At 63.4% G+C, this 26,711-nt stretch carries 20 protein-coding genes; 12 read left to right on the top strand and 8 right to left on the bottom strand.

The window, feature by feature from the left end:
• Positions 1-527: 527 nt before the first annotated feature.
• Complete coding sequence (locus tag C5N93_RS11915) at positions 528-1,673, top strand: alpha/beta hydrolase (protein ID WP_242559417.1); 1,146 nt, start codon at positions 528-530, stop codon at positions 1,671-1,673.
• A 78-nt stretch (positions 1,674-1,751) separates the two neighbouring features.
• On the opposite strand, the gene C5N93_RS11910 is transcribed toward C5N93_RS11915, so the two are convergent.
• Complete coding sequence (locus C5N93_RS11910) at positions 1,752-2,318, bottom strand: GNAT family N-acetyltransferase (protein ID WP_242559416.1); 567 nt, start codon at positions 2,316-2,318, stop codon at positions 1,752-1,754.
• On the bottom strand, positions 2,318-2,908 hold the full coding sequence (locus C5N93_RS11905; RefSeq protein ID WP_150721369.1) for an XRE family transcriptional regulator: 591 nt from the start codon (positions 2,906-2,908) through the stop codon (positions 2,318-2,320). Before C5N93_RS11905 ends, C5N93_RS11910 begins: the two co-directional genes overlap by 1 nt.
• A gap of 166 nt (positions 2,909-3,074) precedes the next feature.
• Here C5N93_RS11905 and C5N93_RS11900 point away from each other — a divergent pair, with 166 nt between their 5' ends.
• From C5N93_RS11900 to C5N93_RS11875, 6 genes are all read left to right on the top strand, one after another.
• Positions 3,075-3,596: a GNAT family N-acetyltransferase gene (locus tag C5N93_RS11900; protein ID WP_069343966.1), complete on the top strand. Its 522-nt coding sequence runs from the start codon at positions 3,075-3,077 to the stop codon at positions 3,594-3,596.
• A gap of 480 nt (positions 3,597-4,076) precedes the next feature.
• Positions 4,077-7,190 carry a molybdopterin cofactor-binding domain-containing protein gene (locus C5N93_RS11895; protein WP_242559415.1) on the top strand — a complete coding sequence of 1,038 codons (3,114 nt, stop codon included), beginning with the start codon at positions 4,077-4,079 and terminating at the stop codon, positions 7,188-7,190.
• Positions 7,187-7,891 (top strand): (2Fe-2S)-binding protein, encoded by a 705-nt coding sequence (locus C5N93_RS11890; RefSeq protein WP_242559414.1) that lies wholly within the window; start codon positions 7,187-7,189, stop codon positions 7,889-7,891. The genes C5N93_RS11895 and C5N93_RS11890 overlap by 4 nt, the downstream gene beginning before the upstream one ends.
• A gap of 26 nt (positions 7,892-7,917) precedes the next feature.
• Positions 7,918-9,369, top strand: a complete 1,452-nt coding sequence (locus tag C5N93_RS11885) for a c-type cytochrome (protein WP_242559413.1) — start codon at positions 7,918-7,920, stop codon at positions 9,367-9,369.
• A gap of 77 nt (positions 9,370-9,446) precedes the next feature.
• Positions 9,447-10,130 (top strand): YafY family protein, encoded by a 684-nt coding sequence (locus C5N93_RS11880; protein WP_242559412.1) that lies wholly within the window; start codon positions 9,447-9,449, stop codon positions 10,128-10,130.
• Between the two features lie 215 nt (positions 10,131-10,345).
• On the top strand, positions 10,346-10,720 hold the full coding sequence (locus C5N93_RS11875) for a VOC family protein (RefSeq protein ID WP_069343983.1): 375 nt from the start codon (positions 10,346-10,348) through the stop codon (positions 10,718-10,720).
• A gap of 310 nt (positions 10,721-11,030) precedes the next feature.
• On the opposite strand, the gene msrA is transcribed toward C5N93_RS11875, so the two are convergent.
• From msrA to msrB, 3 genes are all read right to left on the bottom strand, one after another.
• Complete coding sequence (msrA, locus tag C5N93_RS11870; protein ID WP_242559411.1) at positions 11,031-11,840, bottom strand: peptide-methionine (S)-S-oxide reductase MsrA; 810 nt, start codon at positions 11,838-11,840, stop codon at positions 11,031-11,033.
• Positions 11,841-11,942: 102 nt separating this feature from the next.
• On the bottom strand, positions 11,943-13,862 hold the full coding sequence (locus C5N93_RS11865; protein WP_242559410.1) for a cytochrome c biogenesis protein DipZ: 1,920 nt from the start codon (positions 13,860-13,862) through the stop codon (positions 11,943-11,945).
• A gap of 168 nt (positions 13,863-14,030) precedes the next feature.
• On the bottom strand, positions 14,031-14,669 hold the full coding sequence (gene msrB / locus C5N93_RS11860) for a peptide-methionine (R)-S-oxide reductase MsrB (protein WP_242559409.1): 639 nt from the start codon (positions 14,667-14,669) through the stop codon (positions 14,031-14,033).
• Between the two features lie 300 nt (positions 14,670-14,969).
• Here msrB and C5N93_RS11855 point away from each other — a divergent pair, with 300 nt between their 5' ends.
• Both C5N93_RS11855 and C5N93_RS11850 read left to right on the top strand, forming a co-directional pair.
• Positions 14,970-15,722, top strand: coding sequence for a response regulator transcription factor (locus tag C5N93_RS11855; RefSeq protein ID WP_242559408.1), 753 nt, complete (start codon positions 14,970-14,972; stop codon positions 15,720-15,722).
• Positions 15,719-17,224 (top strand): HAMP domain-containing sensor histidine kinase, encoded by a 1,506-nt coding sequence (locus tag C5N93_RS11850; RefSeq protein WP_242559407.1) that lies wholly within the window; start codon positions 15,719-15,721, stop codon positions 17,222-17,224. The genes C5N93_RS11855 and C5N93_RS11850 overlap by 4 nt, the downstream gene beginning before the upstream one ends.
• On the opposite strand, the gene C5N93_RS11845 is transcribed toward C5N93_RS11850, so the two are convergent.
• A complete protein-coding gene (locus C5N93_RS11845) occupies positions 17,208-18,410 on the bottom strand; it encodes a hypothetical protein (protein ID WP_242559406.1) in 1,203 nt (400 codons plus the stop codon). The two genes, C5N93_RS11850 and C5N93_RS11845, sit on opposite strands and share 17 nt — an antisense overlap.
• Positions 18,411-18,576: 166 nt before the next feature.
• On the bottom strand, positions 18,577-19,956 hold the full coding sequence (locus C5N93_RS11840) for a DASS family sodium-coupled anion symporter (protein ID WP_242559405.1): 1,380 nt from the start codon (positions 19,954-19,956) through the stop codon (positions 18,577-18,579).
• A 754-nt stretch (positions 19,957-20,710) separates the two neighbouring features.
• On the opposite strand from C5N93_RS11840, the gene C5N93_RS11835 reads away from it, so the two are divergent.
• The 3 genes from C5N93_RS11835 (at position 20,711) to groL (ending at position 25,482) form a co-directional block, all read left to right on the top strand.
• Positions 20,711-23,218 (top strand): DUF4157 domain-containing protein, encoded by a 2,508-nt coding sequence (locus C5N93_RS11835; protein ID WP_242559404.1) that lies wholly within the window; start codon positions 20,711-20,713, stop codon positions 23,216-23,218.
• Between the two features lie 278 nt (positions 23,219-23,496).
• Complete coding sequence (gene groES, locus C5N93_RS11830) at positions 23,497-23,787, top strand: co-chaperone GroES (RefSeq protein WP_069343957.1); 291 nt, start codon at positions 23,497-23,499, stop codon at positions 23,785-23,787.
• Positions 23,788-23,835: 48 nt separating this feature from the next.
• Positions 23,836-25,482, top strand: a complete 1,647-nt coding sequence (gene groL / locus C5N93_RS11825) for a chaperonin GroEL (RefSeq protein ID WP_039396571.1) — start codon at positions 23,836-23,838, stop codon at positions 25,480-25,482.
• 186 nt (positions 25,483-25,668) lie between these two features.
• On the opposite strand, the gene C5N93_RS11820 is transcribed toward groL, so the two are convergent.
• Positions 25,669-26,673 (bottom strand): LysR substrate-binding domain-containing protein, encoded by a 1,005-nt coding sequence (locus tag C5N93_RS11820; RefSeq protein ID WP_242559403.1) that lies wholly within the window; start codon positions 26,671-26,673, stop codon positions 25,669-25,671.
• Positions 26,674-26,711: the final 38 nt, after the last annotated feature.

Below are 26,711 nucleotides of genomic sequence, written 5' to 3'. Positions count from 1 at the left end.
TGTGGCAGCCATGCGCGCCACGCATCAATGGGGTCCGGTTTTACGCAATTCTTTCGGTTTCCGAAGCGAGGACTCGCTTATACGAGCGTTTGAAGCGCCAGAAAAATACCACAACCCCCGACGTATCGGGGTTCGCGCTCACTTACATGTAATGTGAGTACCCACCGTCGTAGCGTTGCGGGTACCGAAACATGAGGCGCGCGAGCGCTTCGGAAAATTGATGAAGATGTGAAGAAAGTCCGGTGAATAACCCCTTATTTATAAGGGGCTTTCGACGGAAATGCTGACCGTTTTTCCGGGAAACGGGATTTCACAGGCCCCGATGGAAGGTGATGTCGATGATTTGTTCGTGAATTTTTGCAAATGATGGTAATTCGGCTCGATTGTTAATGAAATCGGTGCAAACCCGTTGCGTGAACAGTCGGCCGGGAGGCGTCGCCCCTGCCCTTCGAAAAAAGGGCCTGCGTGGCAGAATCAGGGCATCCCGCTTTGTGCCACTTCGCGTGCCATTGCACGCCCCCCCTCCCATGCCGTCATTGCTCTACCGGCGCGTGCGCCACCTGTCGCAACACGCTGCCGCCATATTGCGCACCACAGCCTTTGTCAGTCTTGCCTCCCTCGTGACGCTGAGCGCTACGCTGATCGCAGCCCCCGCACGTGCCGCCGACCCGGTGCCGGAGCGTACCGTGGTCAGTCCTGGCGCCAGTCCCGCCATCGGTCCGGATTCCAACGCCGGTCCGGCCTACGGCCCGGAGTTGCAGGGCTTCGACTATCCGTATCCAGTCAATCGTTTCGACTTCACGTCGCAGCGCTTGCCGTTGCATATGGCGTATATCGACGTCAAACCGGCGCAAGCGAACGGTCGCACCGTCGTGCTGTTGCACGGCAAGAACTTCTGCGCCGCCACGTGGCAGGAGACGATCGACACGCTCGCCGGCGCAGGCTATCGCGTGATTGCCCCGGACCAGATCGGTTTCTGCAAGTCGAGCAAGCCGGCGCAGTACCAATACAGTTTTCAGCAACTGGCCAATAACACGCACGCGTTGCTCGCTTCGCTGGGTATCTCGTCGGCGACGATCATTGGCCACTCGACGGGCGGCATGCTGGCCGCACGTTATGCGCTGATGTATCCGAACGAGACGCAGCAACTGGTGCTGGTCAATCCGATCGGTCTCGAGGACTGGAAGGCGTTGGGCGTGCCGTCCAGGACGGTGGACCAGTGGTTCGATCGGGAATTGCGCACGAGCGCGCCCGGCATTCGTCGATACGAACAGTCGACGTATTACGCCGGGCAATGGAGCGAGCGCTACGAGCCGTGGGTGCAGATGCTCGCAGGCATGTACCGGGGACCGGGCAAGCGGATCGTGGCGTGGAATTCGGCGTTGCTCTACGACATGATCTATACGCAGCCGGTCGTCTACGAACTGGGGGAAATTCGCGTGCCCACGCTATTGATGATCGGCGACAAGGACACCACCGCGATCGGCAAGGACTTCTCGCCGCCTGACGTACAGGCGCGCATCGGCCACTATGCGGAACTGGGCAAGACCACGCATGCCACGATTCCGGATTCGACCCTCGTCGAATTCCCCGATCTGGGGCACGCCCCACAGATGCAAGACCCGGCAGCGTTCCACAAGGCGTTGCTTGCCGGATTGGCGGCGCTGCGTTGATCTAACGACGTGCGGTCCGGCGTGACTGGCCATGAAGCACCCATGGACCAGCGCCGGACGAGCATCGCGCCGCAAGTATCAGAGGTGCTTGTAGTAGAAGGTCGTGGCGCAGTATTCGCCGTCCGGCATGAGCGCGAACTTCGGGACGTCCCCCGCGCGTTGCCAGCCGCTACGCTGGTAGAGCCGTTCCGCATCGCCGCCCGTGACGGTGTCGAGCACCAGCACGTGACGTGCATGGGCCCGTGCGGCATCGTCGAGCGCGGCCATCAAGCGCTGGGCTACGCCCTGACGCCTGACAGAACGGTGCACGAGCATCTTGGCGACGTCGGCGCGGTGCGGCTGATTCTCCGGCAGATCGAGAATCAGTTGCACGGTGCCGACGATACTGCCGATCCCGCCGCCGTCGGCTGGATCGGCGGCACGTCGCGCCACGAGCAACACGCGCTCGCCCCGGGCGACACCTTCGGCGACCTTGCACCAGAACGCCGTCGCGCGCTCTCGGGTGAGCGGCAGCATGAAGCTCACCGATGCGCCACCTTCCACGCAATCGATGAGCACGTCGGCGAGGGCGTCGACGGCCGCAAACGCCTGTTCACCGTCGAGCGATGTCACGACAATGTCGGAGACGGGGGAAGCGGAAGACATCAGGGCGTTCTCCTCGCAGCATGAAACGGCAATGTGACGAGCCCGACGAGGTAGCGCGCCGTGGCCGACGTGGGATTGTGAAAGCCGATCGGCTGATCGAGCCGCATGGCGAGGCAATCGCCGGTATCGAGTCGCCAGGTGGTACTGCCGAGCGTGATTTCGATGGTGCCGTCGATAACCCAGATCTGTTGCCAGACTTCGTTGTCCCTCGCGCCGGTGTCGTAGGCGACGCGCTCGCCCGCCGGGAACCGGACCTCCACGAACTGGAGCGGTGACGGTTGCGACGGCGAGAGATTGCGTCTCACGTAACCCGAATCGGGATCGGTCCACACGGGCTGATCGGCGTAGCGGGCGAGCGGTGAGGGGGGGACATCGGCTTCGGCCTGCTCGTCGAAGAGCGACGCCAGCGTGACGTCCAGCGCGGTGGCGAGCTTGTCCAGCACGTTGGCCGTCGGGCTCGTCTGCGCGCGCTCGATGAGTGAAATGCTCGAACGGCTCACGCCGCTGCGCTCGGCCAGCGTGTCGAGGGAGTAGCCGCGCTCGCTGCGCAGGTCGCGCACACGGCGGGCGATGCGTTCGTTGATATCCATGGCGTCCAGTTTACTGGAAATTTATTTCTAGTAAAATGGATGCCACGAATTGACGGCACGGTGACCCTTGGTGTCATGCTTGTCGCCTTTTCATGGCCGTATGCGGGTGATACGGCAAATGTGATCACACACTGGCATGCGGCCACTTGCTTGCGGGATTTCTGAAATGACTGCTTCCTCCTCATCGTCGGCTTCGCTGACGATTCGCGACGCCACCGACGCCGACCTCCCGGTCATCCGCGACATCTACAACGACGCCGTCGAGCACACCACCGCGATCTGGAACGAGATCCTCGTCGACCTCGATAATCGCCGCGAGTGGCTGGCGGCACGTCTGAAGCGCGGCTATCCGGTGATCGTTGCCGAGCGCGATGGCAAGACCGTGGGCTACGCCTCGTTCGGCGACTGGCGCGCATTCGATGGCTATCGGCACACCGTCGAGCATTCGATCTACATCGACAAGAATGCACGCGGTGGCGGCCTCGGTGAGGCGCTCATGCTTGCGCTCATCGAGCGGGCGCGCGCCCTCGATGTGCACGTGATGATCGCGGCCATCGAAGCCCAGAACGCACCGTCGATTCGTCTGCACGAAAAGCTCGGTTTTCGCATGGTTGGCACGTTCAGCGAAGTCGGCACGAAGTTCGGTCGCTGGCTCGATCTGACGTGCATGGAGTTGCGTATTGCCTGATGTCGGTCTGACGCGCACGTGATGCGAAAAAGCACGCGCTACACAAACTTTTCGATGCCGCTGTGTCCGCCCGGATATAGCGGCATTTCTTATTTGGCATAGCGAACATCACGCGTTGCGAATATCGCCCGCTCGCGCCCGCCGCGCGGTGCGCAATGCGTGATGCGACGGGCGCGTTCTCACGCAGTGCGTCATGCCCAACCTTGTCATTCATGGAGTCGGCGTGTAGCCTTGAAACGTCCGGTGTCACTCATGAAGCGTGTTCTCATCGCACTTCCTGAGCGCATCACGGCGCGCGAATGTCACGCATTGTGAACATGCATCGTGGGTCCATATCGTCAGACGTCAGCGATGTAAGTGACGTCAGTGCGTGACGATGTGGCCGCGTGAATCGTTGCAGTGCCGTTTTGTCGTTCGGGAGTTGCGGGTCGCATTCGTGTTCGTGGCACGTCCCCCCAAAACAAGACGGACGGAACGCATATGCCGCGCCTGCCAAGAAAACACAGTCCATCCGCGGCCGTGTCGAGCGACGACGCTCGTCATGACGCCAGCGCATCCCCCCAATCTCCCGCAAGTGCATCGAACACCACGAGTCCCGAGACGTCGCCCGGATTCGCGTTGACGCGTCGCGGGTTCCTCAAGGCGTCGGTCATCGCGGGGATCTCCGTGTACATCGCGCCGATGGGCAGCCGGGCATTTGCCGCGCTCTTCGAAGACAGGAACCTCACGCCGGTCGCGTGGGACGCCGTCAAGGGACAAGCGAAATTCCGTATCGACGGCACGGCCAAAGTCACCGGCAGCAAGATTTTCGCGCGCGACGTGCGCTCGCGCGACATGCCGGGCTGGCCCGCGCAACAGGCGCATGCCTTCGTGTTGCGCACCACGCTCGCCGACCGTCCCTATCTCGGTTTCGATCTCTCGCGTCTGGACGACGGTCTGCAACCCGACCGTCTGGTGACGGCCGACGATCTCGCGCGCGACGGCATCGCCTTCCCCGAGTTCTATGGCGACGACATGCTGCTGCCCACGGGCAAGACGCCCGCCTATCTCGGGCACGCGGTCGCGATTCTGATCTACAAGGATTTCACGCGCTTTCGCTTTGCCAAGGACAAACTCAAGTTCCACGACGAAATCATTCGTTACGGCGATGTCACCGGCCCGCTGGAACGCGACCCGTGGGGCAGCTTCCGGTACGTGCGTGTGGGTGGCAAGACAGCCTACGACGATGACGTCTACTCCAGTCTGAAGGATGCCCCGATCTTCCCGAGCATGATGCGCAAGCATCTGCCTGTCTGGCCGGACGGCAACGATCACGGCAAACTCGACGAGCAGGGCATGGCGCATGCCGGCAAGATCGGCGACGCGCTCGCGCATCCGCCGTCGAACTGGCTGGTGATGTCGCGCGAGTACCGCACGCAGTCGGTCGACACGGCGGCGCTCGAACCCGATAACGCCAACTGCTGGTACGACGCCGCGACGCAAACGCTGCACATGGTGGTGCCCACGCAGTCGCCGTCGGAAGTGGCGGAGAACGCGGCGGCGATGGCGGCGAAAGGGCACTTTCCGGTCAGGCGTCTGATCGTCTATCCGTGCTACACGGTCGGCTATGGCTCGAAGGATCACTACAACATGCCGTTTTACGGACTGGCCGCCGCGATGTACGGCGATGGCCTGCCGGTGCGGCTCGCCAACGACCGCTACGAACAGTTTCAGACGTCGCTCAAGCGTCACGCCTTCACGATGCGCTATCGCATCGGCGTCGACAAAGAGAGCGGCATGCTTCAGGCGTTCGCAGCCGACATGGAGTGCAACGGCGGCGGCCGCATGAACTTCTCGCCCTCGGTGGCGATGGTGGGTGCTACGGCCGCGCAGTCGATCTACTACTTCCCGCAAAGCGATCTGGCGAGCGTGGCGATTGCCTCGCGCGCGATCGATGCGGGCTCGGCGCGCGGGTACGGCACGTTGCAGTCGATGGCGGCCACCGAGATGATGATCGACGAGATGGCCGCACAACTCGGTCTCGACGCGATCGACTTCCGCATGAAGAACGCGTTGCGCTCGGGCATGAAGAACACGCAGGGCGCGATCCCCGCCGGGGCGGTACGGGTCGACGAAGTGCTCGCCCGCGCGAAGGCGCATCCGTTGTGGACGCAGCGCGACAAGAAGAAAGCCGAATATGAAGCCGCGCATCCGGGGCGTCGCTACGGCGTGGGATTCGCGTGCGTGCAGAAGGACTTCGGCACGGGCGCGGAGACGTCGTTTGCGCGCGTGGAGTTCGACGAGACCGGCAAGATTTCGCTGCACCACACGGCGGCGGAGATCGGTACGGGAACGTCTACGTCGCAGGCTGTGGCCGTGGCGAAATGGCTGGGCATGCCCGCGACGGACGTGCATATCGCCATCACCGACTGGCCGGAACTGCCGGTCGTCACGAGCGGTGATCCGTATCTGATGTCGCAGGGCGATCAGGACAAGCTCGCAGCGAACCCGCGCTGGTCGCCGGGGTATGCGTCGCCGTCGAGCGCCACGAACTCCGCGTTCTATTTCACGCACAGCACGCGCGAAGCCGCGCGTCTGCTGTTCTTGCAGGGCCTGTGGCCGGCGGCGCTGTCGATCTGGCGCCGGGGGCTGGGCGGCGGTCAGGCCGCACCGCTCGTGGTGCGCGCCGAAGACGCGCGCTGGGTCGAGGGCAAGCTTTCTGCGGCCGGGCTCGAAGCGCTGCCGTTCGCCATGCTCGCGAAGACGGCCCACGATCTGGGACTCGCCACGGGCGCGACGGTGCACGTGTTCAACCGCTGGCAGTGGGCCGAAGCCGACTGGGATCTGGGCGACGGTGTGACGCAGCGCCTGCCGGTCGACGGCATTGCGCTGCGTTTCGGCAAGGGCGGGGCGAACCCGGCGGCTGCCGCCGCACAGACGCAGGCGGCGCAGGCCCCCGCGGCGAAGGCGGCGCATCGCAGCGGCAACGCGCCAGCGAAATCGGCTGCCGCATCCGCATCGCAGGGTGCGAAAGGGGCGCATTCGGCCAACGCGAGCGCCACGAGTGCCATAGGGGCGCAAGTCGCGGCACCCGTGCCCGCTACCGGCTATCGGACTTTCGACCGCAAGCGCGTCTATTACCCGCCGGTGCAGCGCAACAACGCGGCTGTGACGTATTACAGCGCAGTGGGCACGCTCGTCGAATTGTCCGTGCACGAAGCGTCGGGCAAGGTCGAACTGATTTCGCATCACTCGATCATGGAGTGCGGCAATCAGATTTCGCCGCAACTCGTCTCGGGGCAACTGCAAGGCGGGCTCGCGATGGGCATCGGCCATGCGTTGCACGAATACCTGCCGCTGTACGAAGACGGCCCCGGCAATGGCACGTGGAACTTCAACCGTTATCACCTGCCGCGCGCGGTGGACGTCGCTGTCTGGACGCAAACGGGCGAAGTGCTGCCGCCGATCTCCGAGACCGACGTGCCCAAGGGCATCGCCGAAGTGGTGATGATTCCCGTGGTGGGCGCCATTGTGAACGGCCTCGCGCATGCGATCGGCCATCGATTTACTGATTTGCCGGTGACGCCGGAGAAGATCCAGGAGGTACTGGCATGACGGACACAACGAACGCACCGAACACGGTGAGCGCACCACAGGCGGCATCGGCTTCCGCGGCGTCTGCTGCGTCTGCTGCGTCTGCGGCTGCCGCGACGCAACCCATGAGCAGCGCGAGTGCAGCGCCGGTTTCGACGCCGTCGAATGGCAAGAAACCGTGGGAAACGTTACCCGTGACGGTGAAAGTCAACGGCGTGTCGCACGGTCCGATGGACGTGCCCGCCGGCCTGATGATGATCGACTTCCTGCACGAGACGCTGGGGCTGACCGGCTCGCGTCTGGGGTGCGGGCAGGGCATCTGCCATGCGTGCGTGGTGATCGTCGATCATGCCGACGGCAGCAGCGAGACGGTGCGTAGCTGCATCACCGGTGCGAACTATTTCGACGGGAAGACGGTACGCACGGTGGAAGGGCACGCCACGCGCGACGCCGACGGCAAGGTGTCGCTCGCGCCGATCCAGCAGGCGTTCCTCGATCATTTCAGCTTCCAGTGCGGCTACTGCACGCCGGGGTTCGTGAATGCGGCGACGGTGCTGATCGAGCGGCTGAAGCGTCAACCGATTGCACGGGCGGATCTCGAAGCCGCGATCACCGAAGGGCTCAACGATCAGATCTGCCGGTGCACGGGTTATGTGCGCTATTACGAGGCCGTGCGCGACGTTGTGCTGAAGACGCCCGGTTGCATCAAGGACGCGAAGTGAGGGGGCGCGAAATGACAGGAACCACCATGCATTCGACTCGCGCCTCCCGCGGATCTCGCGTCTCCCGATGGGGGCTGCGCGTGGCGTGTCTCGCCACCGTGTTGCTTGTCACCGCGTGCAACGACTCGAACACGCCGAAGCCGCCCGAGCCGACGCAACCACCGAAGCCGAAGACGTCGATGATCCCGTCGCTAGTGACGAGCGCGATGGCAGCGGACGCCCCGGCAGCGGCGAGCGCACCGGCGGCGTCTGCGGCTACATCGGCACCTGCGGCGTCGGCCAGCGAGCCTGCGGCGAAAGCGTCGTCGGCAACGGTTGCCCCGACGTCCGCACCAGCATCGCAGGCCCCGTCCGAACTGATCACGCGCGGCAAGTATCTGGCGCGTGCGGCAGACTGCGCGGCGTGTCATACGAGCGCAGACGGTGCCCCATTCGCGGGTGGCGTGCCGCTCAAGTCGCCGTTCGGTACGTTCTACGGGACCAACATCACGCCGGACAAGACGAACGGCATCGGCGGATGGACGGCAGACGAGTTCTACCGTGCGCTGCACGACGGCGTAGCGCCGGACAAGGTGCTGTATCCCGCCATGCCGTACACGTCGTACCGGCAGATGACGCGTGCGGACAGCGATGCCATCTACGCCTATCTGATGTCGGTGAAGCCGGCCGCCGTGCCCAACCGAAAACACGACCTCTCGTTCCCGTACAACATGCGCTTCGCGATGCGCGCATGGGACTGGATGTTCCTGAAAGACACCTTGCCTGACGCATCGAAAGGCCAGTCGACCGACTGGCTGCGCGGGCGCTACCTTGCCAACGCCCTCGGCCACTGCGCGGAGTGCCACACCCCGCGCGGCACCTTCGGGCAGCTCGACAAGGCGAAGCCCCTTGGGGGCGCAGCGCTCGCGCGTATCGCGGCGCCCGATCTGACGCCCGACGCGCTGGCGGCACGCGGCTGGACGGTGAAGGATCTGCAAACGTTCTTCGGCACCGGCATCGCGCCGCAAGGCTCGGCGTTCGGCGAAATGTATCCGGTGGTGCATCTGAGTACGCAGTATCTGACGGGAGACGATCTGCGTGCATTGTCGACGTACCTGCTCGGCGATGCGCCGCCGGCCCCGAAGCCGCTGCCGGAGCATCCCGATACGAGCAAGCTGATGGCGGGCCGTAACCTGTATCTCGCCGTTTGCGCCGGCTGCCACGCGGCAGATGGCACCGGCAAGCCGCACGTGGCCGTGTCGATGCTGGGCAATTCGACGGTGCGTCAGAAGGATCCGCGCAATCTGATCGTCACGATTCTCGATGGCGTCGAGGCGCAGAAATTCCCGGGACTCGAAGCAATGCAGGACATGCCGGGCTTCGACAGACGGTTCACCGACGCGCAGATCTCGGAGCTGTCGAACTACCTGCGCGTGGCGTACGGCGGGCAGGCGGGCGACGTGAATTCCGAGATCGTCAAGCAACTGCGTCAGAAGTAAATCGCAAGCCATGCCGGCGTCGTCCGACGCTGTGCGACATACCGGACGTGGCAGGACATGGCGCATAATGACGCGCCATGTCCCGCACACAACGTCTCTTTTCCCTGATGCAGTTGCTGCGCCGTCACCGCTATCCGGTGGCGGGGGCGGCGCTCGCCACTTCGCTCGGCGTGAGCTTGCGCACGCTCTATCGGGACATCGCCGAATTGCAGTCGCAAGGCGCGCACATCGAAGGCGCGCCGGGGCTGGGCTACGTGCTCAAGCCGGGGTTCATGCTGCCGCCGCTGATGTTCTCGGAAGAGGAAATCGAGGCGATCGTGCTCGGCTCGCGCTGGGTTGCGAAGCGCACCGACGGGGCGCTGGCGGACGCCGCCGCGAACGCGCTGGCGAAGATCGCCGCAGTGCTGCCGTCGGATCTACGCACGTCGCTGGAAGCGTCGACATTGCTCATCGGGCCGGGCGATCCGTTGCCGCCGATGATCGTCGAGCTGACCGACATTCGCGAGGCCATTCGCGCCGAACGCAAACTCCATCTCTCCTACCGCGACGAAGCGGGACGCCTGTCGGAGCGCGTCGTCTGGCCGTTCGCACTCGGCTTCTTCGACCGTGTTCGCATGATTCTGGCGTGGTGTGAATTGCGCGACGATTTTCGCAGCTTCCGTTGCGACCGTATCGAAGCGATGACGGTGACCGTAACGCGTTACCCGCGCGGGCGTCGCGCGTTGCTCAAAGCGTGGCGCGAGACGACGGGCAAGGACTGAGTTGCCGTCGGTTTCGCATGTGTCAGCGGTGTGACGGACGGTGCAAAAGCCGTTCGTCGATGCGTTTAAAATCGGTGTTTTGCTGCTGACAAAAACTGACAGCATCCCTTCGTACGATGACGTTCATGACAACGCAGGACGGCATTCGATTCGCCAGCGATCGAAGCGGCGTTGTCCATAAAAACTTCATCGATAACGAACGACAGGAGCTCGTCATGCTGCATCCCGACATGATCAATTTGTACGTTGCCAGCCCGCCCGAGAGCGCGGGTTTCTATTCGGATCTGTTCGATCTGGAACCGGTGGAAGCGTCGCCGGGATTTGCGTTGTTTGCTTTTCCCTCGGGGATGAAGCTCGGCCTGTGGGCGCGCTTCTCCGTGGCGCCGACGGCGATTGCGCCGCCGGGCGGCAGCGAGGTGGTGTTCCCGGTGGCGTCGTATGCACACGTCGATGCGACGTGGGAGGACTGGAGTTCGCGAGGCATCACGATTCTTCAGGCGCCGACGACGATGGACTTCGGCCGCACGTTCGTCGCGTCCGATCCGGATGGGCATCGTCTGCGTGTTTACCGCCTTGCCGAGAATCGCTGATCCGCTGTTCAGTTGATCAGTTGAGCGACCGTTGAGGTTGGCGGTCGCGTGAGTTGGCCGGTGCGTAAAGCGTCGGTGAGTAAGGGGCTGCCGGGTGCCCTGCATGAGCGGCACCCGGGCCCTTCCTGCTCTCGCTATTGCACTGCGCTTACTACTGGTAACGCGACTTCGACAGCAATTACCGTACTGCTACTGCTACTGCTACTGCTACTGCACACAGCTACTGCAATACCAACTACACCTACACCTGCCATATCGACGGCAGCGGCCTCTTTGACGAGACGACCGCCGTTCTCCTCCACCGCAACATTTACTTCGTCGAAGCGGTTTTCACGAGCACCGGCGAATCGCGGTACTGCGTGGGGAAAATGCGCTTGAGGTCCTTCACCTTCGGCAGATCGTTGATGACGATGTACGGATAGGTCGGGTGCTCCGTGAGGAAGTCCTGGTGATACGTCTCGGCAGCGTAGAAGCCGGTGTACTTCTCGACCTTCGTGGCAATGGGCTTGTTGTAGGCGTGCGAAGCGTCCAGCTGAGCGATGTAGGCGGTGGCGACCTGGCGCTGTGCATCGGTCATCGGGAAGACGGCCGAGCGGTATTGCGTGCCGCTGTCCGGGCCCTGGCGGTTCACCTCCGTGGGGTTATGCGCCACCGAGAAGTAGATTTGCAGCAGCTTGCCGTAAGACACCTGCTGCGGATCGAACGTCACCTGCACCGATTCGGCATGCCCGGTCGAGCCCGTGCTGACCGTCTCATAGTCGGCCGTCTTGGCAGTGCCACCGGCATAGCCTGACTCGGCCTTCGTCACGCCCTTCACGTGCTGGAAGACACCCTGCACGCCCCAGAAGCAGCCGCCGGCGAAGACCGCCGTTTCGGTGCGGGCGCCCGTCGACGGTTCGTCGAGCTTTGGTGCGGCAATGACGACGGCATCCTCGGCGCCAAAGGCGAACGCCCCCGATTGCCACACGAAGACCCCGGCGGCGACGGCGGCCGTGCCGATCAGGGCGCGTCGCAAGTGCGAGATCGGTGACGTCTTGCGGCGCGATGTGGCGGCATCGCGATGGAGCGCTTGCTGCGGTTGTTGCTGTTGTTGCCGTTGTTGTGAATCGAACTTGGTCATCTTAAGACTCCCGGCGTCGACGGACGCCTTGGTTGCGGTGTTGTAAGGGCCTGTAGGGCGTTGTATGGACTTGTACGGCGTTAGTGAGTCCTGGTTTTTCGATCAACCGAACGTGAAGGCGTAGGCAGACGCCCCGGCGTCGAGAAACTCGATGCTGAACGTGTGGTCGCGCACGTCGCCCTTTTGACGGACCAGTTGATACAGACGCTGCGAGGTCACCGTGCCGGTGCCGTCGGCCGCGACGTCGGTGCCATGCGCGTCGCCCGGGGCCTCTCCGTCGACGGTCACGCGGAAGCGCACGGGCTTGCCGCTGGCGTCGGGGCCAAGCACCAGGTGCAGGTCACGAGCGTGGAAGCGGTAGACGATGCGTGCACCAACCTGCGTAGCCGTCGCCTGCTCGGGGCCGACCTTCCATTGCCCGGCGAATCCCCAGTTGTTGAGCGACGGCATCGACGGGGCGTGGTACTCGTTCACGGCGTCCTTCACGGCGCCGCCCGGCGACGCGAAGTTTTCGGCGCGTTCGTAGCCGACGTACGTTTCCGGCGACTGGACATCGCCCATGTCGGCGGCTTGTTGCACGCCGCTGGCCTTGACGTCCGTGATGCTGTCGGCGACCTGCTTGGCACCGGCTTCACGCAGCAGTTGCTGGATCACGCGCTCCGATTCGGCGTAGTTGCCCTCACCGAAGTGGTGGTAACGCACGCGGCCCTGCGCATCGACGAAGTAGTGCGCCGGCCAATACTGATTGTTGAAGCCGCGCCAGATGGCGTAGTTGTTGTCGATGGCGACCGGATAGTCGACGCCGAGATCGTGCACGGCTTTCTTCACGTTGCCGATGTCGCGCTCGAAGGCGAATTCCGGTGCGTGTACGCCGATGACGACGAGCCCCTGATCGCGATACTTCTGTGCCCACGCTTTCACGTACGGCAGCGTGCGCAGGCAGTTGATGCAGGAGTAGGTCCAGAAGTCGATGAGCACGACCTTGCCACGCAGTGCCTGTGCGGTGAGCGGCGGCGAGTTGAGCCATTGAACGGCACCGTCGAGCGAGGGCAACTGGCCTTCGACGGGCAGCGGTGCGGGCTCGCTCGCTGCGGTGCGAACCATGGCATTGCTCGCGGCCATCATGGCGGGGCCACCGGCAGCGTTGTTCGTGCTGTCCGTGCCGTTGCCGTTGCCATTGCCAGCGTCTGCCGTCGGGGCTTCGGTGGCGGCGCTGTTGGTGCTATTGGCGCTATCGTCGGCATTGCCGCGATTACCGACATTCGCAGCATTGCCACGGCCGCCCAGTTGATCGACCAGACGCTGTTCGATGCCGCCGGTCGACGCCGTCGACAATTGGGCGAGTACGCCCGTGTCGAGACCCAGCGCAATCGCACCGACGCCTGCGAGCATCAGGCCGCCCAGCACGCGGCGAATCCATTCGCCTGCGCCGAGGGAGCGCTTCATGGTGGCGAAGACGCGTCCGCCGACGAGCAACGCCAGGGCGAGCGAGGTCGCTGCACCTGCCGCGTAAGCGATCAGCAGCAACGTGGTGCCGACGCTCGCGCCTTGCAGGGCGGCGCCGGTGAGCACCAGACCGAGAATCGGGCCGGCGCAGGGCGCCCACAGCAGACCGGTGGCGATGCCGAGCAGGAACGAGGCGCCCGGGCCGGCACCCTTCGATTCGCCATCGGGGGTTGTGCCGTCACCTTGTGCGGACTGCGTCAGACGATTGCCGAGCGACACGAGCGGGTGCGTCAGGCGTTCGGCCAGTTTCGGGAACAGCAGCGTCGCACCGAAGATGGCGACGAGCGCGAGGGCGAGCCAGCGTCCGTACTGGTTGGCCTGCACGACCCAGCTACCGCCGACGGCGGCGAGCGTGGCGACGACCGCGAACATCAGCACCATGCCGGCGAGCATGGGCAGCACGCTGCGCGAGAACGACTGACCGGCGCGCGAGAACACGAACGGCAGCACCGGCAAGATGCACGGGCTGACGATCGTCAGAATCCCACCGAGGTAGGCAAGGATGAGCAAAGTCATGAAGCGCTCCTTGGGCGACGTCCGATCTTCGGACGGTGCAAGTTTTTATAGAGTGAGCGGTGAGTCGGGACCGGCTTCAGCCGGGACGGTGCTTCTCTTCATTGCCTGAGTGCCGCTGCGGGTCTCGTCGCTTGCCATCGGGCTGGCTGGCGGGACCCGTGCGGGCACTCAGGCGGCTTGCGGGAGGAATGTCATCGCCAGACCGTTCATGCAGTAGCGCAGGCCGGTCGGCTTCGGGCCGTCGTCGAATACGTGACCCAGATGGCCGCCGCAACGGCTGCAATGGACTTCGGTACGAATCATCCCGAACGTGGTGTCGGTGCGGGTGCCCACGGCCTTGTCGAGCGGGGTCCAGAAGCTTGGCCAGCCGGTATGGCTGTCGAACTTGGTGCGCGACGAGAACAGCGGCTGTGCACAGCCCGCGCACGCGAAGGTGCCGGCGCGGTGTTCGTCGTTCAGCGGGCTGGAATACGGGCGTTCGGTGCCTTCCTGACGCAGGATTTCGTACTGTCCGGGCGAGAGACGCTTGCGCCATTCGGCGTCGCTGAAGGCGACCTCGAAATGTGCGGGCGCGCCCGCACGGCGGCTGTCGTCGGCAAAGGCCGGACGTACCAGACGCGGCACTAGCCCGGCGGCCGCTGCGGCAGCCGCCGCGCTCGCGCTCAGCAGGAAGAGACGGCGGGCAGGCGTTGCCCCGGCGTCGGCGGCGCCGGATTGCGCGCTCTGACGCGGCGCCGGCGACTGTTTTGCCTCAAGCGCCTGGATCGGCTTGCGTGGCTTGGGCGGGTACAAATCGGACAATCTCATGACATCCTCCGGTCAGTGGGACGATCCGGGGTGGGCTGGCCCCGCCGCAGCAAAAACGGGGAGCGCGACGGCGGTGGTACGGCACAGAGGGGATCCACGCCGGATCGATGACTGAAGGGTAGTGCGCGAGCGATGGCAAAGTCCTCACGTAAAATTAAACAATTCGTGATACCTGCGAGCGCCGGTTCTGCGCACAATGGGAGCCGTTAGCATCCGCTAATACGCTGCTATCAGGGCGCTAAAGTGCCGCTAGCATCGGTTATCATCCGCCGCCCTCACTTTTCGGGAGCTACCCGTTCGATGGAATCGCCGCGCCGTGTTCTGCTCGTCGAAGACGACGTGCATATCGCCGACCTGCTCACGCTGCATCTGCGCGACGAGCGCTTTGAAGTCGTGCATTGCGCCGACGGCAACGAGGGCTTGCGCCGTCTGGCCGAAGGCGGATGGGATGCGCTGATTCTCGATCTGATGCTGCCGGGCGTCGACGGGCTTGAGATCTGCCGCCGGGCGCGTGAAATGACCCGTTACACCCCCATCATCATTACGAGCGCCCGCTCCAGCGAGGTGCACCGCATTCTCGGGTTAGAGCTGGGCGCGGACGACTATCTCGCCAAGCCGTTTTCCGTGCTGGAGCTGGTGGCGCGGGTCAAGGCGCTCATGCGCCGTGTCGACGCCCTGGCGCGCAACGCCCGCATGGAAGCGGGCAGTCTGGCGATCGCGGGTCTCTTCATCGATCCGATCGCCCGCGAGGCGTCGCTCGCCGGCAAGCTGCTGGATCTCACGCCGCGCGAGTTCGATCTGCTGTATTTCTTCGCTCGCCAGCCCGGCAAGGTGTTCTCACGCATGGATCTGCTCAACGCCGTGTGGGGGTATCAGCACGAGGGCTACGAGCACACCGTCAACACGCACATCAACCGGTTGCGCGCGAAGATCGAGGCCGATCCGGCGCAGCCGACGCGCATCCTGACGGTTTGGGGCCGCGGCTACAAGTTCGCGAACGACGGCGCACCCGATGGCGCGGGTGGCGCCGGTAGCGAGGCAGGAGCTGCATGATGCGTCGCTGGAATCTCACACTGACTCAACGTCTGTCGGTCGTTTTCGCGGTCCTGCTGCTGATTTGCAGCGGCACGTCCGCGTGGATGCAGGTGCAGGCGAACCGCATGCACGAAGCCGAAGTGATTCAGGGGCTGTCGCGCGGGCTGGCCGAACATATCGCCGCGAACGCGCAACTGATGGACGCGAACGGCATGAAGCCCGACGCCGTGCGGCGTCTGTTCGGTCAACTCATGGTCGTGAACCCGAGCGTCGAGGTTTATCTGCTCGATGAACAGGGCCGCATCACCGGGCACGCCGCACCGGAGGGACGCCTGCGACGCGCGCAGGTCGATCTCGGGCCGGTGCATCAATTGATCGATGGCGAAGCGCTGCCGATTTACGGCGACGATCCGCGCAACAGCGATGTGCGCAAAGTGTTCAGCGCGGCCCCGTTGCGTGTGGATGGGCGCGAAGTCGGCTACGTGTACGTGGTGCTGTTGGGTGAGGCGCACGACCGCTTCGCCGAGCGTGGCGCGACGAGCGCGGCACTGAACACGGCGCTGTGGTCGATCGGACTGGTGGCGGCGTTGTGCCTGATCGCCGGTCTGGCGGCGTTCGCGCTCATCACGCGCCCATTGCGTCGCCTGACCGATACCGTGCGCGAATTCGATATCGACGCCGCACCGCCGGTTGCCGCGCCTGCCCCCATGTCGTCGATGTCGGCCGAGGAACTGGCGGCACAGCAGTCGCGGCCCAGCGACGAAATCATGGTGCTGGAGCGTGCTTTCCGCCAGATGGCCGAGCGACTGGGCACGCAGTGGCGCACGTTGACGCGTCAGGATCAGGAGCGGCGCGAACTCATCGCCAACATCTCCCACGATCTGCGAACGCCGCTCTCGTCGATGCACGGCTATCTGGAGACGCTCTCGCTCAAGGACGCCACGCTCACGCCCGCCGAGCGGCGGCGCTATCTGGGCATCGCGTTGGATCAGAGCCGTAAGGTGGGCGCGCTGGCGCAGTCGCTGTTCGAACTGGCGCGTCTGGAGCACGGGTTCGTGCAACCCGAGGCGGAGCCGTTCTCGGTGACGGATCTGATTCAGGACGTCTTTCAGAAATTCGAACTGAGCGCCGAGTCGCGCGGCGTGGCATTGCGCGCACAACTGGCTCCGCAGATTCCGGCCGCCCGTGCCGATCTCGGACTGATCGAGCGCGTGTTCACGAACCTGCTGGAAAACGCGTTGCGCTATACGCCGTCGGGCGGGGAGATCACGGTGGCGGTGGCGCCGGTCGGCTCGGAAATCGAAGTGCGCGTGAGCGACACGGGGCCGGGCATTCCGGAGAATGCGCGCGAAGGGCTCTTCGAGCGTCCCTTCACGGTGGGCGGCGCTCGCCGCGAAGGCGGGCTCGGACTGCGGATCGTGCACCGAATCCTGCAACTGCACGACCGGCGCATCACGCTAGTGGATACGACCGGTCAGGCGGGGCAGGGCGCAACGTTCCGCTTTACTTTGCCGACGTAAACGCGTTGCCGGTGGCGGCAGAAGCTGCCGCAGGCAACGCCACCGTTGTGGCTGGGGGCGTTGCAGTCACTGCCGGTGCCGAAACGACAGGCAGGGTCGGGGCGGGCGTCGATGCACCGTTCGAGCCATTGAGTGCGACACCGGTTGTCGCGTCGAAATACGTCAGCTTGCGCACGAACACGTTGGCAAACGGGTCGACCCTGTCGCCGGGCGACGTGATAACGATACGCACGATGTTGCCGTGGCTGTCGTACTTGTAGTGATACTCGGACACGTGACGCTCGCCGGTCGCCGCATCGGTGCGGGTGACGCGCATCAGCTCGTGATTCGGAGAATATTCCGAGACCTCGTTGTCCCAGGCTAGCGGCAGCCACTGTCCGTCGATAAAGGCCGAAGCGCCGTTATCACGCACGATTCGGCCGCCATCGGGTTTGCGCTCGACGCTCGCGAAGGTGCGATACGACACCATCTTCGGCGCGGGACGTGCCCGGCCATCCGCCGTGATCACCCGCCGGGCTTCGTTCGGCGCTTCCCACTGACGCGACAACGCGAAGCACTCGTCGTCGAACTGTCGCGCCTGCACGGTGCCCGGGCGGCGGTGATGCAGGCTGCTCGACGCGGACACGATGCTGCGCGTCCATTCCAGGTGCCCATCCTCCTGACGCACCTGCTCCTTCCATGCCGGATGGCGCACCGCGTGCACGATCCACGCGTCAGGCCCCTCCCAGTCTACGGTTGCACCGTCGATGCTGTGCAGCCGACCGTCTGCGCCGTACGTGTAACGGCCACGGTCGGTGCTGGCGAGCAGATGACCTTGCAGGTCGAACTCCATCACGATGCGGTTGCCGTTATCGAGCGGGCCGACCTTGCCGGTCGCGCGGTCGTAGCTGGCGATGAAGCGCGTTTCCTCGATTTTGCGAACGCCGGCGGGAATGCCGCCGAAGTTGCGCATCAGGTCGTCTTCTTCGCGAAGGGAGGTTTGCACGCACCACGGCAGCGGTGTGACGGCCTGAGCCGCTTCGACGGCAGTGGCCGGGGGCGCGGCGTTCGCGGGCGCCGATACCGGCGTATGCGTCACTTTCTGGCTGGCCGGGGCGGTGCCCGGCGGTGTGCTGGCGCAGCCGGCGAGCACGGCGGTGAGTGTGGCGAGTGCCAGAGCACCGCGCACGGGACGTAAAGAAAGCATGGATTGGACAGTTCGGGCAGGTGAAGCAGACATCATCGCAACGGATTGCCGGAGGTGTTTTTCTGCAATTGTACCGGCTCCGTGTGACGTGTCCGCGCCAGCCCGTTCCGGGATGGGCCGAAGGCGCGTCTACGGGGGATCGACGGCGCGCCTTCGGTCGACCGCATTAGCGCCACAGAAACCACGCAAACGCGGTAATGACGAGGATGCAGACGAGGTTGATCCCGAGCCCTGCGCGGACCATCTGGCTTTGCGGCACGCTGCCGGTGCCGAACACGATGGCGTTGGGCGGGGTGGCCACGGGCAGCATGAACGCGCACGATGCGCCGATGCCGATCACCATCGTCAGCAATGCCTCGGGCAGGCCCAGCGACAGCGAGATGGCGGCGAAGATCGGTACCAGAATCGCGGCGCTGGCCGTGTTGCTCGTCAACTCGGTGAGGAAGACGATGAATGCGGCCGTGATGAGCAGAATCACGAGGACGGGGCTCGTTGCGAAGACGCTCGACACGCCGTGCGCCATGACGACGCTGGCGCCGGAGTCGCGCAGCACCACGCTGAGCGTGAGACCGCCGCCGAAGAGCAGCAGCACGCCCCAGTCGGTATGGGCCTGAATCTGCTTCCATGAGGCGACGCCTGTGGTGGCGATGAGGATCGCGGCGAGCAATGCGATCAGTGTGTCGAGTTGCTTCACGCCGCCAAGCCACGCCGAGATGTGCTGGCTGAAGATCCAGGACAGGACCGTGAAACCGAAGATGCCGACGGCGGCGATGCGCTGGCCGGTCCACGTCATCGGTTCGGTCTCGATGTCGACCGTCTGGTCCAGACGCGGACGCAGCACCAGCCAGGTCGTCGCGATCATGAGCGGGAGCAACACGGCGACCAGCGGCACGCCGAATTTCGCCCACGTCAGGAAATCGATGCCGAGGTGGGTGGCGACCATGGCGTTGGGCACGCTGCCGACCACCGTGCCCAACCCGCCGATGTTCGCGCTGTAGGCGATGCCGAGCAGCAGGAACGTCACGGTCTTGCGGTCGCGGCTGGCGTCGAGCTGCGAGAGGATGCCCAGGGCGAGCGGCAGCATCATCGACGTGGTCGAGGTGTTGTTCACCCACATGGAGAGCAGGGCGGTCGCGCCGAACAGCATCAACGCCGCGCGTCCCATATGGCCGCCGGCCAGATGGAGGAGCCAGTTGGCGAGAAAGCGGTCGAGCCCCTGAATTCGCATGGCGGTCGCCAGCGCGAAGCCGCCGAAGAACAGGAAGACGATGGGATGGGCGAACGAGCCGAGTGCGGCGGGTGTGTCGAGAATGCCGAGCATGACGGCCAGCACCGGCACCATCAGCGCGGTGGCCGTCAGATGGACGGCTTCGGAGAGCCACAGCACGGCGATGAAGACGGCGAGCGCCAGCCCGCGATTGGTCTTGTCTTCGAAGGGCAGGACGACAATCAGCGTCACCATCAGAACGAGATTGGCGAGCAGTATCCAGGCGTCGCGGGCGGACATCGCCCACTGCCGGGCGACGGTTCCAGCAAGTTGGTTCATCTCCAGATTCCTCGAGTTGCGATAGTTTTCCTTGGCGTTTCCCGTCGTAACAAACTGAGCGAGGGGGCGGGGCACGCGCCGGACCGGTAGCGGCGAGGTCCGGCACCGATGGCGTTCCGAGACGACTGTCCATCGCTCTCCATTGGTTACGTGCCAGCCTTTGATATCGCGAATGCCGCTGCGGTGCCTTAGGAAATCGCTCATACGTGGGGTGGGGAGCGATAGTTCGGGCCTATGCCCTGTTTCGCCTGTCAACGTTGACAGTTGGCGGGCATGAGTTTGCATGGCGAGATAGCGATGTGGCGAGCGTCGTGAATTCGTCGAACATGCAAACGCTCAAGTATTGGGTCTCGATGGCATAACCGACATCGTTGCAAGATTCCACAACGATTCATAAGAGGTAGCACGGGGTTAGTTCTGTTGTGCGATGGAGCGGCGCTGCGAGATGTCGGTACGCAGCGCTCTTTTTATGCCCGGGCGAGATCGCCCCCTGCTTTTGACAATCCTTTGATCCTCCCCGAGAATCGCCGAGCAAAACACGGCACAACTTCATGTCGGATACGGGGGGCGGGCGATGCATTCCCATGATGATCAAGCGAGACGGGACGGCGGCTATTTGCCGCAGCAAGGTCTTGGCGGAGGCCTCGCTGGTCAGACGCTCAGTGACAATCGCCCCAGCGCCCTACGTCAACGTCAGATTCAGGACATGGCCGATGCAAGTCCGCGAACACGTCACTCGGCCGCTATTCAACGCATGGCAGACGCCAGCACGGACCGCGATGGGGACAAGTTTGGCGCGATGCTGCCGCTGCAACGTGCGGCCGACACATCGGCGGGACCGGAGTCTCCGCCCGAAGGCGGTCTGCCGGGCGGGTTGAAGTCGTCTATCGAGCTGTTATCGGGATTCACGATGGACGACGTCACCGTCCACGCCAATTCGACAAAGCCTGCGCAGCTTCAGGCGCATGCCTTCACGCAGGACACTCAGATCCACCTCGCCCCGGGGCAAGAAAAGCACCTTGCTCATGAAGCGTGGCACGTCGTCCAGCAGAAGCAAGGCCGAGTCCAGCCCAACGCGCAAACCCGGAATGGCACCGCCCTCAACGACGACGCCGGGCTCGAACGCGAAGCCGACATCATGGGCGAGCGGGCGCTGCAACTTCGCGGCCGCGCCGGCGCACCGGGTTCGTTGCAAAGTGCACGGGCCACCCCCACCGTCCAGCGGGTGAACATTAGCGGGCATCAATACTCGGTGGAGCAGGCCATCGCAGCAGTGCTGGATGAACTGGGGACTCCCGCCCCCCGCATCGACGCGCGCTTCCGGCCGCTGATCGCGCAGCCCGAGATTCTGCGCGAGGTCGTCGAAGATATCGATCAGCGGTACACGGAGAAATCACTCGACGGCGAAGACCATTTCTTTGAGATTCTCGAAGATACGTTCGAGACCTGGTACGAGTGGACGGCGCGCAATCGCCGTCCCCCGCCTGGTTTGGAAGTGACTGTCGATCCGCTCGATCTGCCGCACGAGACTCCGCTGCCCGTACGGCAAGAGCATGCACGGCAGATTCGACTTCAGATCGAAGGCATCAACTCGCTGTCGGTCGAGCAATGGCTAGGCAATGTCCTGTTGAACCGGATGAAGTCCACGGATACGCAGATATCGTCAAAATTTGCCACCGATACCGGCAAGCGTGTCGCGCAGACCATCGATGGGTATCTGCTCAAGGACGATGAGCTCGCGCTGTTCTTCATGAATACCGTCTTGCGGCGTCTTGAAGACATTGTGAGCAAGCATAAGGAATATGCAGGCAACGCGGCGGTGCAAGGGATCATCCGGGCCGCGCAAACGGCCATTGCCGTGGGCAAGAACGTCTACCTGATTTTCCGGAACATGAACGGCCAGATGTACCTCGACTGGCTCGCTAAAAATGGTCTGGAAGGCGGTGTCGGACGTAATTCGGGCGAAGGCGACAACACGTGGTTCCGTGCCAAATTCGCCGACGGCATTCACCTTGCGTCAGCCAACGGCGGTGCTCTCGAACGCAATGCCGTGCTTCACAATCCCGACCAATGTATCGGCGGACCGATGGCCATTCTTTGGCACGGCCGCGAAGAAGAAGCCGTCGCCACGCTGCAAGAGAATTTCCGACGCTTTCGCGACGAATATGCGCGGCTGGCCAGCGCGTGCCATACGCAACGGCAGTCGGTCGCGCAGAAGCGATATGACGTTGAAAACCGGGGGGCTTATCTCGCGAAAGTTAACGATTCCAATCGGTTCAGCGCCTTATTCCGTATGCCCGCCTCGGCGCCAAAATCACCTGATACGCTGGCGCAGGAACTGCAGGATGCGACCCTAACGCTGGGTACGCTCGAAGGGCAGTTGACCGAGATATCGGCCCGATACCGGCAATCGGCGACCGAGTATCGGAGCGCCATATTGCGGCACCTTGGAAATTACGACGTCAACAGCAATCTGGGGCAGGCCTGGATGGAAGGCCGAGACGCTACGAGCCGAATCGAGCAGGTGTTAGGAAACGTGCTGGAGTATGTGCAACGTTTCGGCATCGACAACGTGAGGAACGTCCGGATGAACGTTCGCTACGATCTGGCGTCTCCCGTGTTCGGTAGCGGCCATTTGCCAGCGCAGCCTGACGTGGGTGCCGAAGACTTCGTCAAGGCGTCGCGCGAAGCCGGCCAGGTCTCGGTGCCTGAGCTCAGTCGATTCAAACGCGAAAAACTCGACACGCCGCCGGATCCGTCGAGCAAGCAGCAAACCTTGCACGACCTCGGCCATCGACACAGCGACGTCTTTACTGCGCAACAGGCCATGGATGCTTCGTTGCAGAACGTCCGGCACCATTTCGGCGTCGGGCGTGCACCCGGGCGTGGCATGAACTGCCTGATTTATGCGGTCCTGCTGGCATCCGGGCGTAATCCGACACAGCAGCAAGTGGACCATATCCGGGCGAGCGCGATGGACCTCGGTCTGGTCGGGCTGCTCGACATGTTCGATCTGAATCAGGGCGGCGGGCAGGCGGTGCTGCAAATGATCGTCAATCAGATTGGCGCGTTCACGTTGCACGTTGTCAGCGTGAATCCGGTGACTGGGGGGTTTTCGAGCTACGAGACCTACAATCTCGGCGGTGGCCCAGTGCTCACGATCCTTCACACCGGCAATCACTTCACGCCGCTGTTCGGTGATCCGACCGCCTTCCAGGCGGCACTGGATCCTGGCGTACCCCGCATCCCCCACACCCTCTAGCTGAGATCGTCACGTATGTGGTTGATTTCAAAAAGTTTGCGTCTGATGTCGATCTGACGAGATCAAAGTTGAGTGAGCAAAGTCCGGAATTCAGTGCATCTCGTCAGTAATTTCACTTTTCTTCACCCCCGGGAAAACCCCGCGTCTTGAAATCGTAAAACCCCGTCCCTATAATTAGCACTCGTTGGCGCAGAGTGCTAACGCCATGAATTCACCAGATATGCAAATGATTGCATATTTAGTTTTGACGATCTCACTGAGAGAAAGAGGAGCTTGTAATGAACCTTCGTCCCTTGCATGACCGCGTTATTGTCAAGCGCCTGGACAACGAAACGAAGACCGCATCGGGCATCGTGATCCCGGACGCGGCTGCTGAAAAGCCGGACCAGGGCGAGATCCTGGCCGTCGGCCCGGGCAAGCGCGATGATCAAGGCAAGTTGATCGCACTCGACGTGAAGGTGGGCGACCGCGTTCTGTTCGGCAAGTACGCCGGCCAGAGCGTGAAGGTCGATGGCCAGGAACTGCTGGTCATGCGCGAAGAAGACATCATGGCCGTCGTGGCCCAGTAAGTCTTTCCCCCAAAGACATCTACGTAAAGTATTCAAGGAGTTACAGCAATGGCAGCTAAAGAAGTCGTTTTCGGCGATGCCGCTCGTGCCAAGATGGTCGAGGGTGTCAACATCCTGGCCAACGCCGTCAAGGTGACCCTGGGCCCGAAGGGCCGTAACGTCGTGCTCGAGCGCAGCTTCGGCGGCCCGACCGTGACCAAGGACGGTGTGTCGGTCGCCAAGGAAATCGAACTCAAGGACAAGCTCCAGAACATGGGCGCGCAAATGGTCAAGGAAGTGGCTTCCAAGACCAGCGACAACGCCGGTGACGGCACCACCACCGCAACGGTGCTGGCGCAGTCGATCGTTCGCGAAGGCATGAAGTACGTTGCCTCGGGCATGAACCCGATGGACCTGAAGCGCGGTATCGACAAGGCCGTTGCTGCCGCCATCGAAGAACTGCGCAAGATCAGCAAGCCCTGCACCACGAACAAGGAAATCGCTCAAGTCGGCTCGATCTCGGCCAACAGCGATACCTCGATCGGTGACTACATTGCCAAGGCGATGGACAAGGTCGGCAAGGAAGGCGTGATCACCGTCGAAGACGGCAAGTCGCTGCAAGACGAGCTGGACGTCGTCGAAGGTATGCAATTCGACCGCGGTTACCTCTCGCCGTACTTCATCAACACCCCGGAAAAGCAAGTCGCGATCCTGGAGAACCCGTTCGTCCTGCTGTTCGACAAGAAGGTCTCGAACATCCGTGACCTGCTGCCGGTGCTCGAGCAAGTCGCCAAGGCTGGCCGTCCGCTGCTGATCATCGCCGAAGACGTCGAAGGCGAAGCCCTCGCAACGCTGGTGGTCAACAACATCCGTGGCATCCTGAAGACCTGCGCCGTCAAGGCTCCGGGCTTCGGCGACCGCCGCAAGGCCATGCTGGAAGACATCGCCATCCTGACGGGCGGCCAGGTCATCGCCGAAGAAATCGGCCTGACGCTGGAAAAGGCTACGCTGGCTGAGCTGGGTCAAGCCAAGCGCATCGAAATCGGCAAGGAAAACACCATCATCATCGATGGCGCCGGTGAAGCCGTGAACATCGAAGCACGCGTCAAGCAGATCCGTGCCCAGATCGAAGAAGCCACCAGCGACTACGACCGTGAAAAGCTGCAAGAGCGCGTGGCCAAGCTGGCCGGCGGTGTTGCCGTGATCAAGGTCGGTGCTGCGACCGAAGTCGAAATGAAGGAAAAGAAGGCACGCGTGGAAGACGCGCTGCACGCTACCCGCGCTGCCGTGGAAGAAGGCATCGTCCCGGGCGGCGGTGTTGCGCTGCTGCGTGCTCGCGTTGCCGTGTCGGACCTCAAGGGTGCCAACGCTGACCAGGACGCCGGTATCAAGATCGTGCTGCGCGCGATGGAAGAGCCGCTGCGTCAGATCGTCACCAACGGTGGCGAAGAAGCCAGCGTCGTCGTGGCCAACGTGGTTGCCGGCAAGGGCAACTACGGCTACAACGCATCGTCGGGCGAGTACGGCGATCTGGTGGAAATGGGCGTTGTGGACCCGACGAAGGTCACCCGCACCGCACTGCAAAACGCCGCTTCGGTGTCGGGCCTGCTCCTGACGACCGACTGCGCCGTTGCCGAACTGCCGAAGGAAGATGCTCCGATGGCCGGCGGTATGGGCGACATGGGCGGTATGGGCGGCATGGGCATGGGCATGTAAGTCTCGCAAGAGACGGCATGCACGGAGCGCCGTGAGGCGCTTCGAATGTCTGGCCTCCGGGCGTCGGTGCAAGATCATCGATCTACGTACCGTCGCCCAACGCCAAAACGGCAACACATTCTCCCGAATGCGTTGCCGTTTTTTTATGCGCCGCCGTTTGAGCTCTGACGACGCGGGCGTTCGCCGTCAGTCTTTCCCCGATGCTTTCGGGCGGGCGGCGATATCCGGCGGTGCGACAGTCTCGGTTGCCCCATCGTCGCGCCTGAGCGGGAATGGAGAGCCGGCAAGCGGTGTCATGGCCGCGATCTCGTCCTGCATCCAGTCCCAGAAGGCGTGGATCGCGCGCTCGCGCGGATGATTTTCCCGCCAGTTCACATGGTATTCCAGACTCGGCGGAATACAGACGTCCCCGATCTGCACCAGTTCACCCGCAGCGAGCGTATCGCGCACGAGCAGGCTGCGAGAGGTCGCAACGCCTTGTCCCGCGATGGCGGCCCGCAGGAGCAACCCCGAATCGTCGAAGATCGGCCCGCGCGTGGGCTCGTGCGGCGGCAAACCGGCAGCCACCTGCCAGTCGCGCCACGAGCGGTGGGCGAAACGCAGCATCGGCAACTTGTGGATGTCGGCCACCGTAAAGTCCGGTACCTGCGCGACGACGTCAGGATGGCAGACAGCGATGACAAAGTCGTCGAGCAACTTGCGTGTCACGAACCCGGTTTCTTCTACGCGCTGATGCCAGATACCGACGTCGACCGAATACGGATCGGGCGCGGCGATATCTGCATGAATGCGCACGACCAGATCGATGCCCGGGTGCCGCTCGCTGAATCGCGATAGCCGGGGAATCAGCCATTGCGCCGCAAGATCGGTCATCACGCTGATTTCCAGACGGACGATGGCGGGTGTCGCATGGGGCGCAATGCCGGCCTTGGCCTCGTTCATTGCTTCGTCGAGTTCCGACATACCAATGCGCACTCGTTCGGCCAGGCGGGCGCCGACGCTGGTCGGAATCATCCGTGCCCCCACGCGGCGAAAGAGGGCCGTGCCTAACTGCTGCTCCAGCGCGCGCATGTGATGGCTGACAGCACTGTGCGTCAAATTCAATTCTTCGGCGGCGCGCGTGAAACTGCGGTGACGGGCAGCCGCTTCAAGCGCACGCAGGGATTGGAGGGGAGGGAGGTGCTGGAACATGATGTCAAATTCTACTCACAATACGAGCGCAAAGGTTT

It is taken from the genome of Pandoraea sp. LA3 (assembly GCF_022696215.1).
In the GTDB taxonomy this organism is placed as follows: Bacteria; Pseudomonadota; Gammaproteobacteria; order Burkholderiales; family Burkholderiaceae; genus Pandoraea; species Pandoraea capi.
The sequence above is the reverse complement of the archived record's forward strand: the minus strand, read 5'-3'. Positions and strand labels throughout refer to the sequence as shown.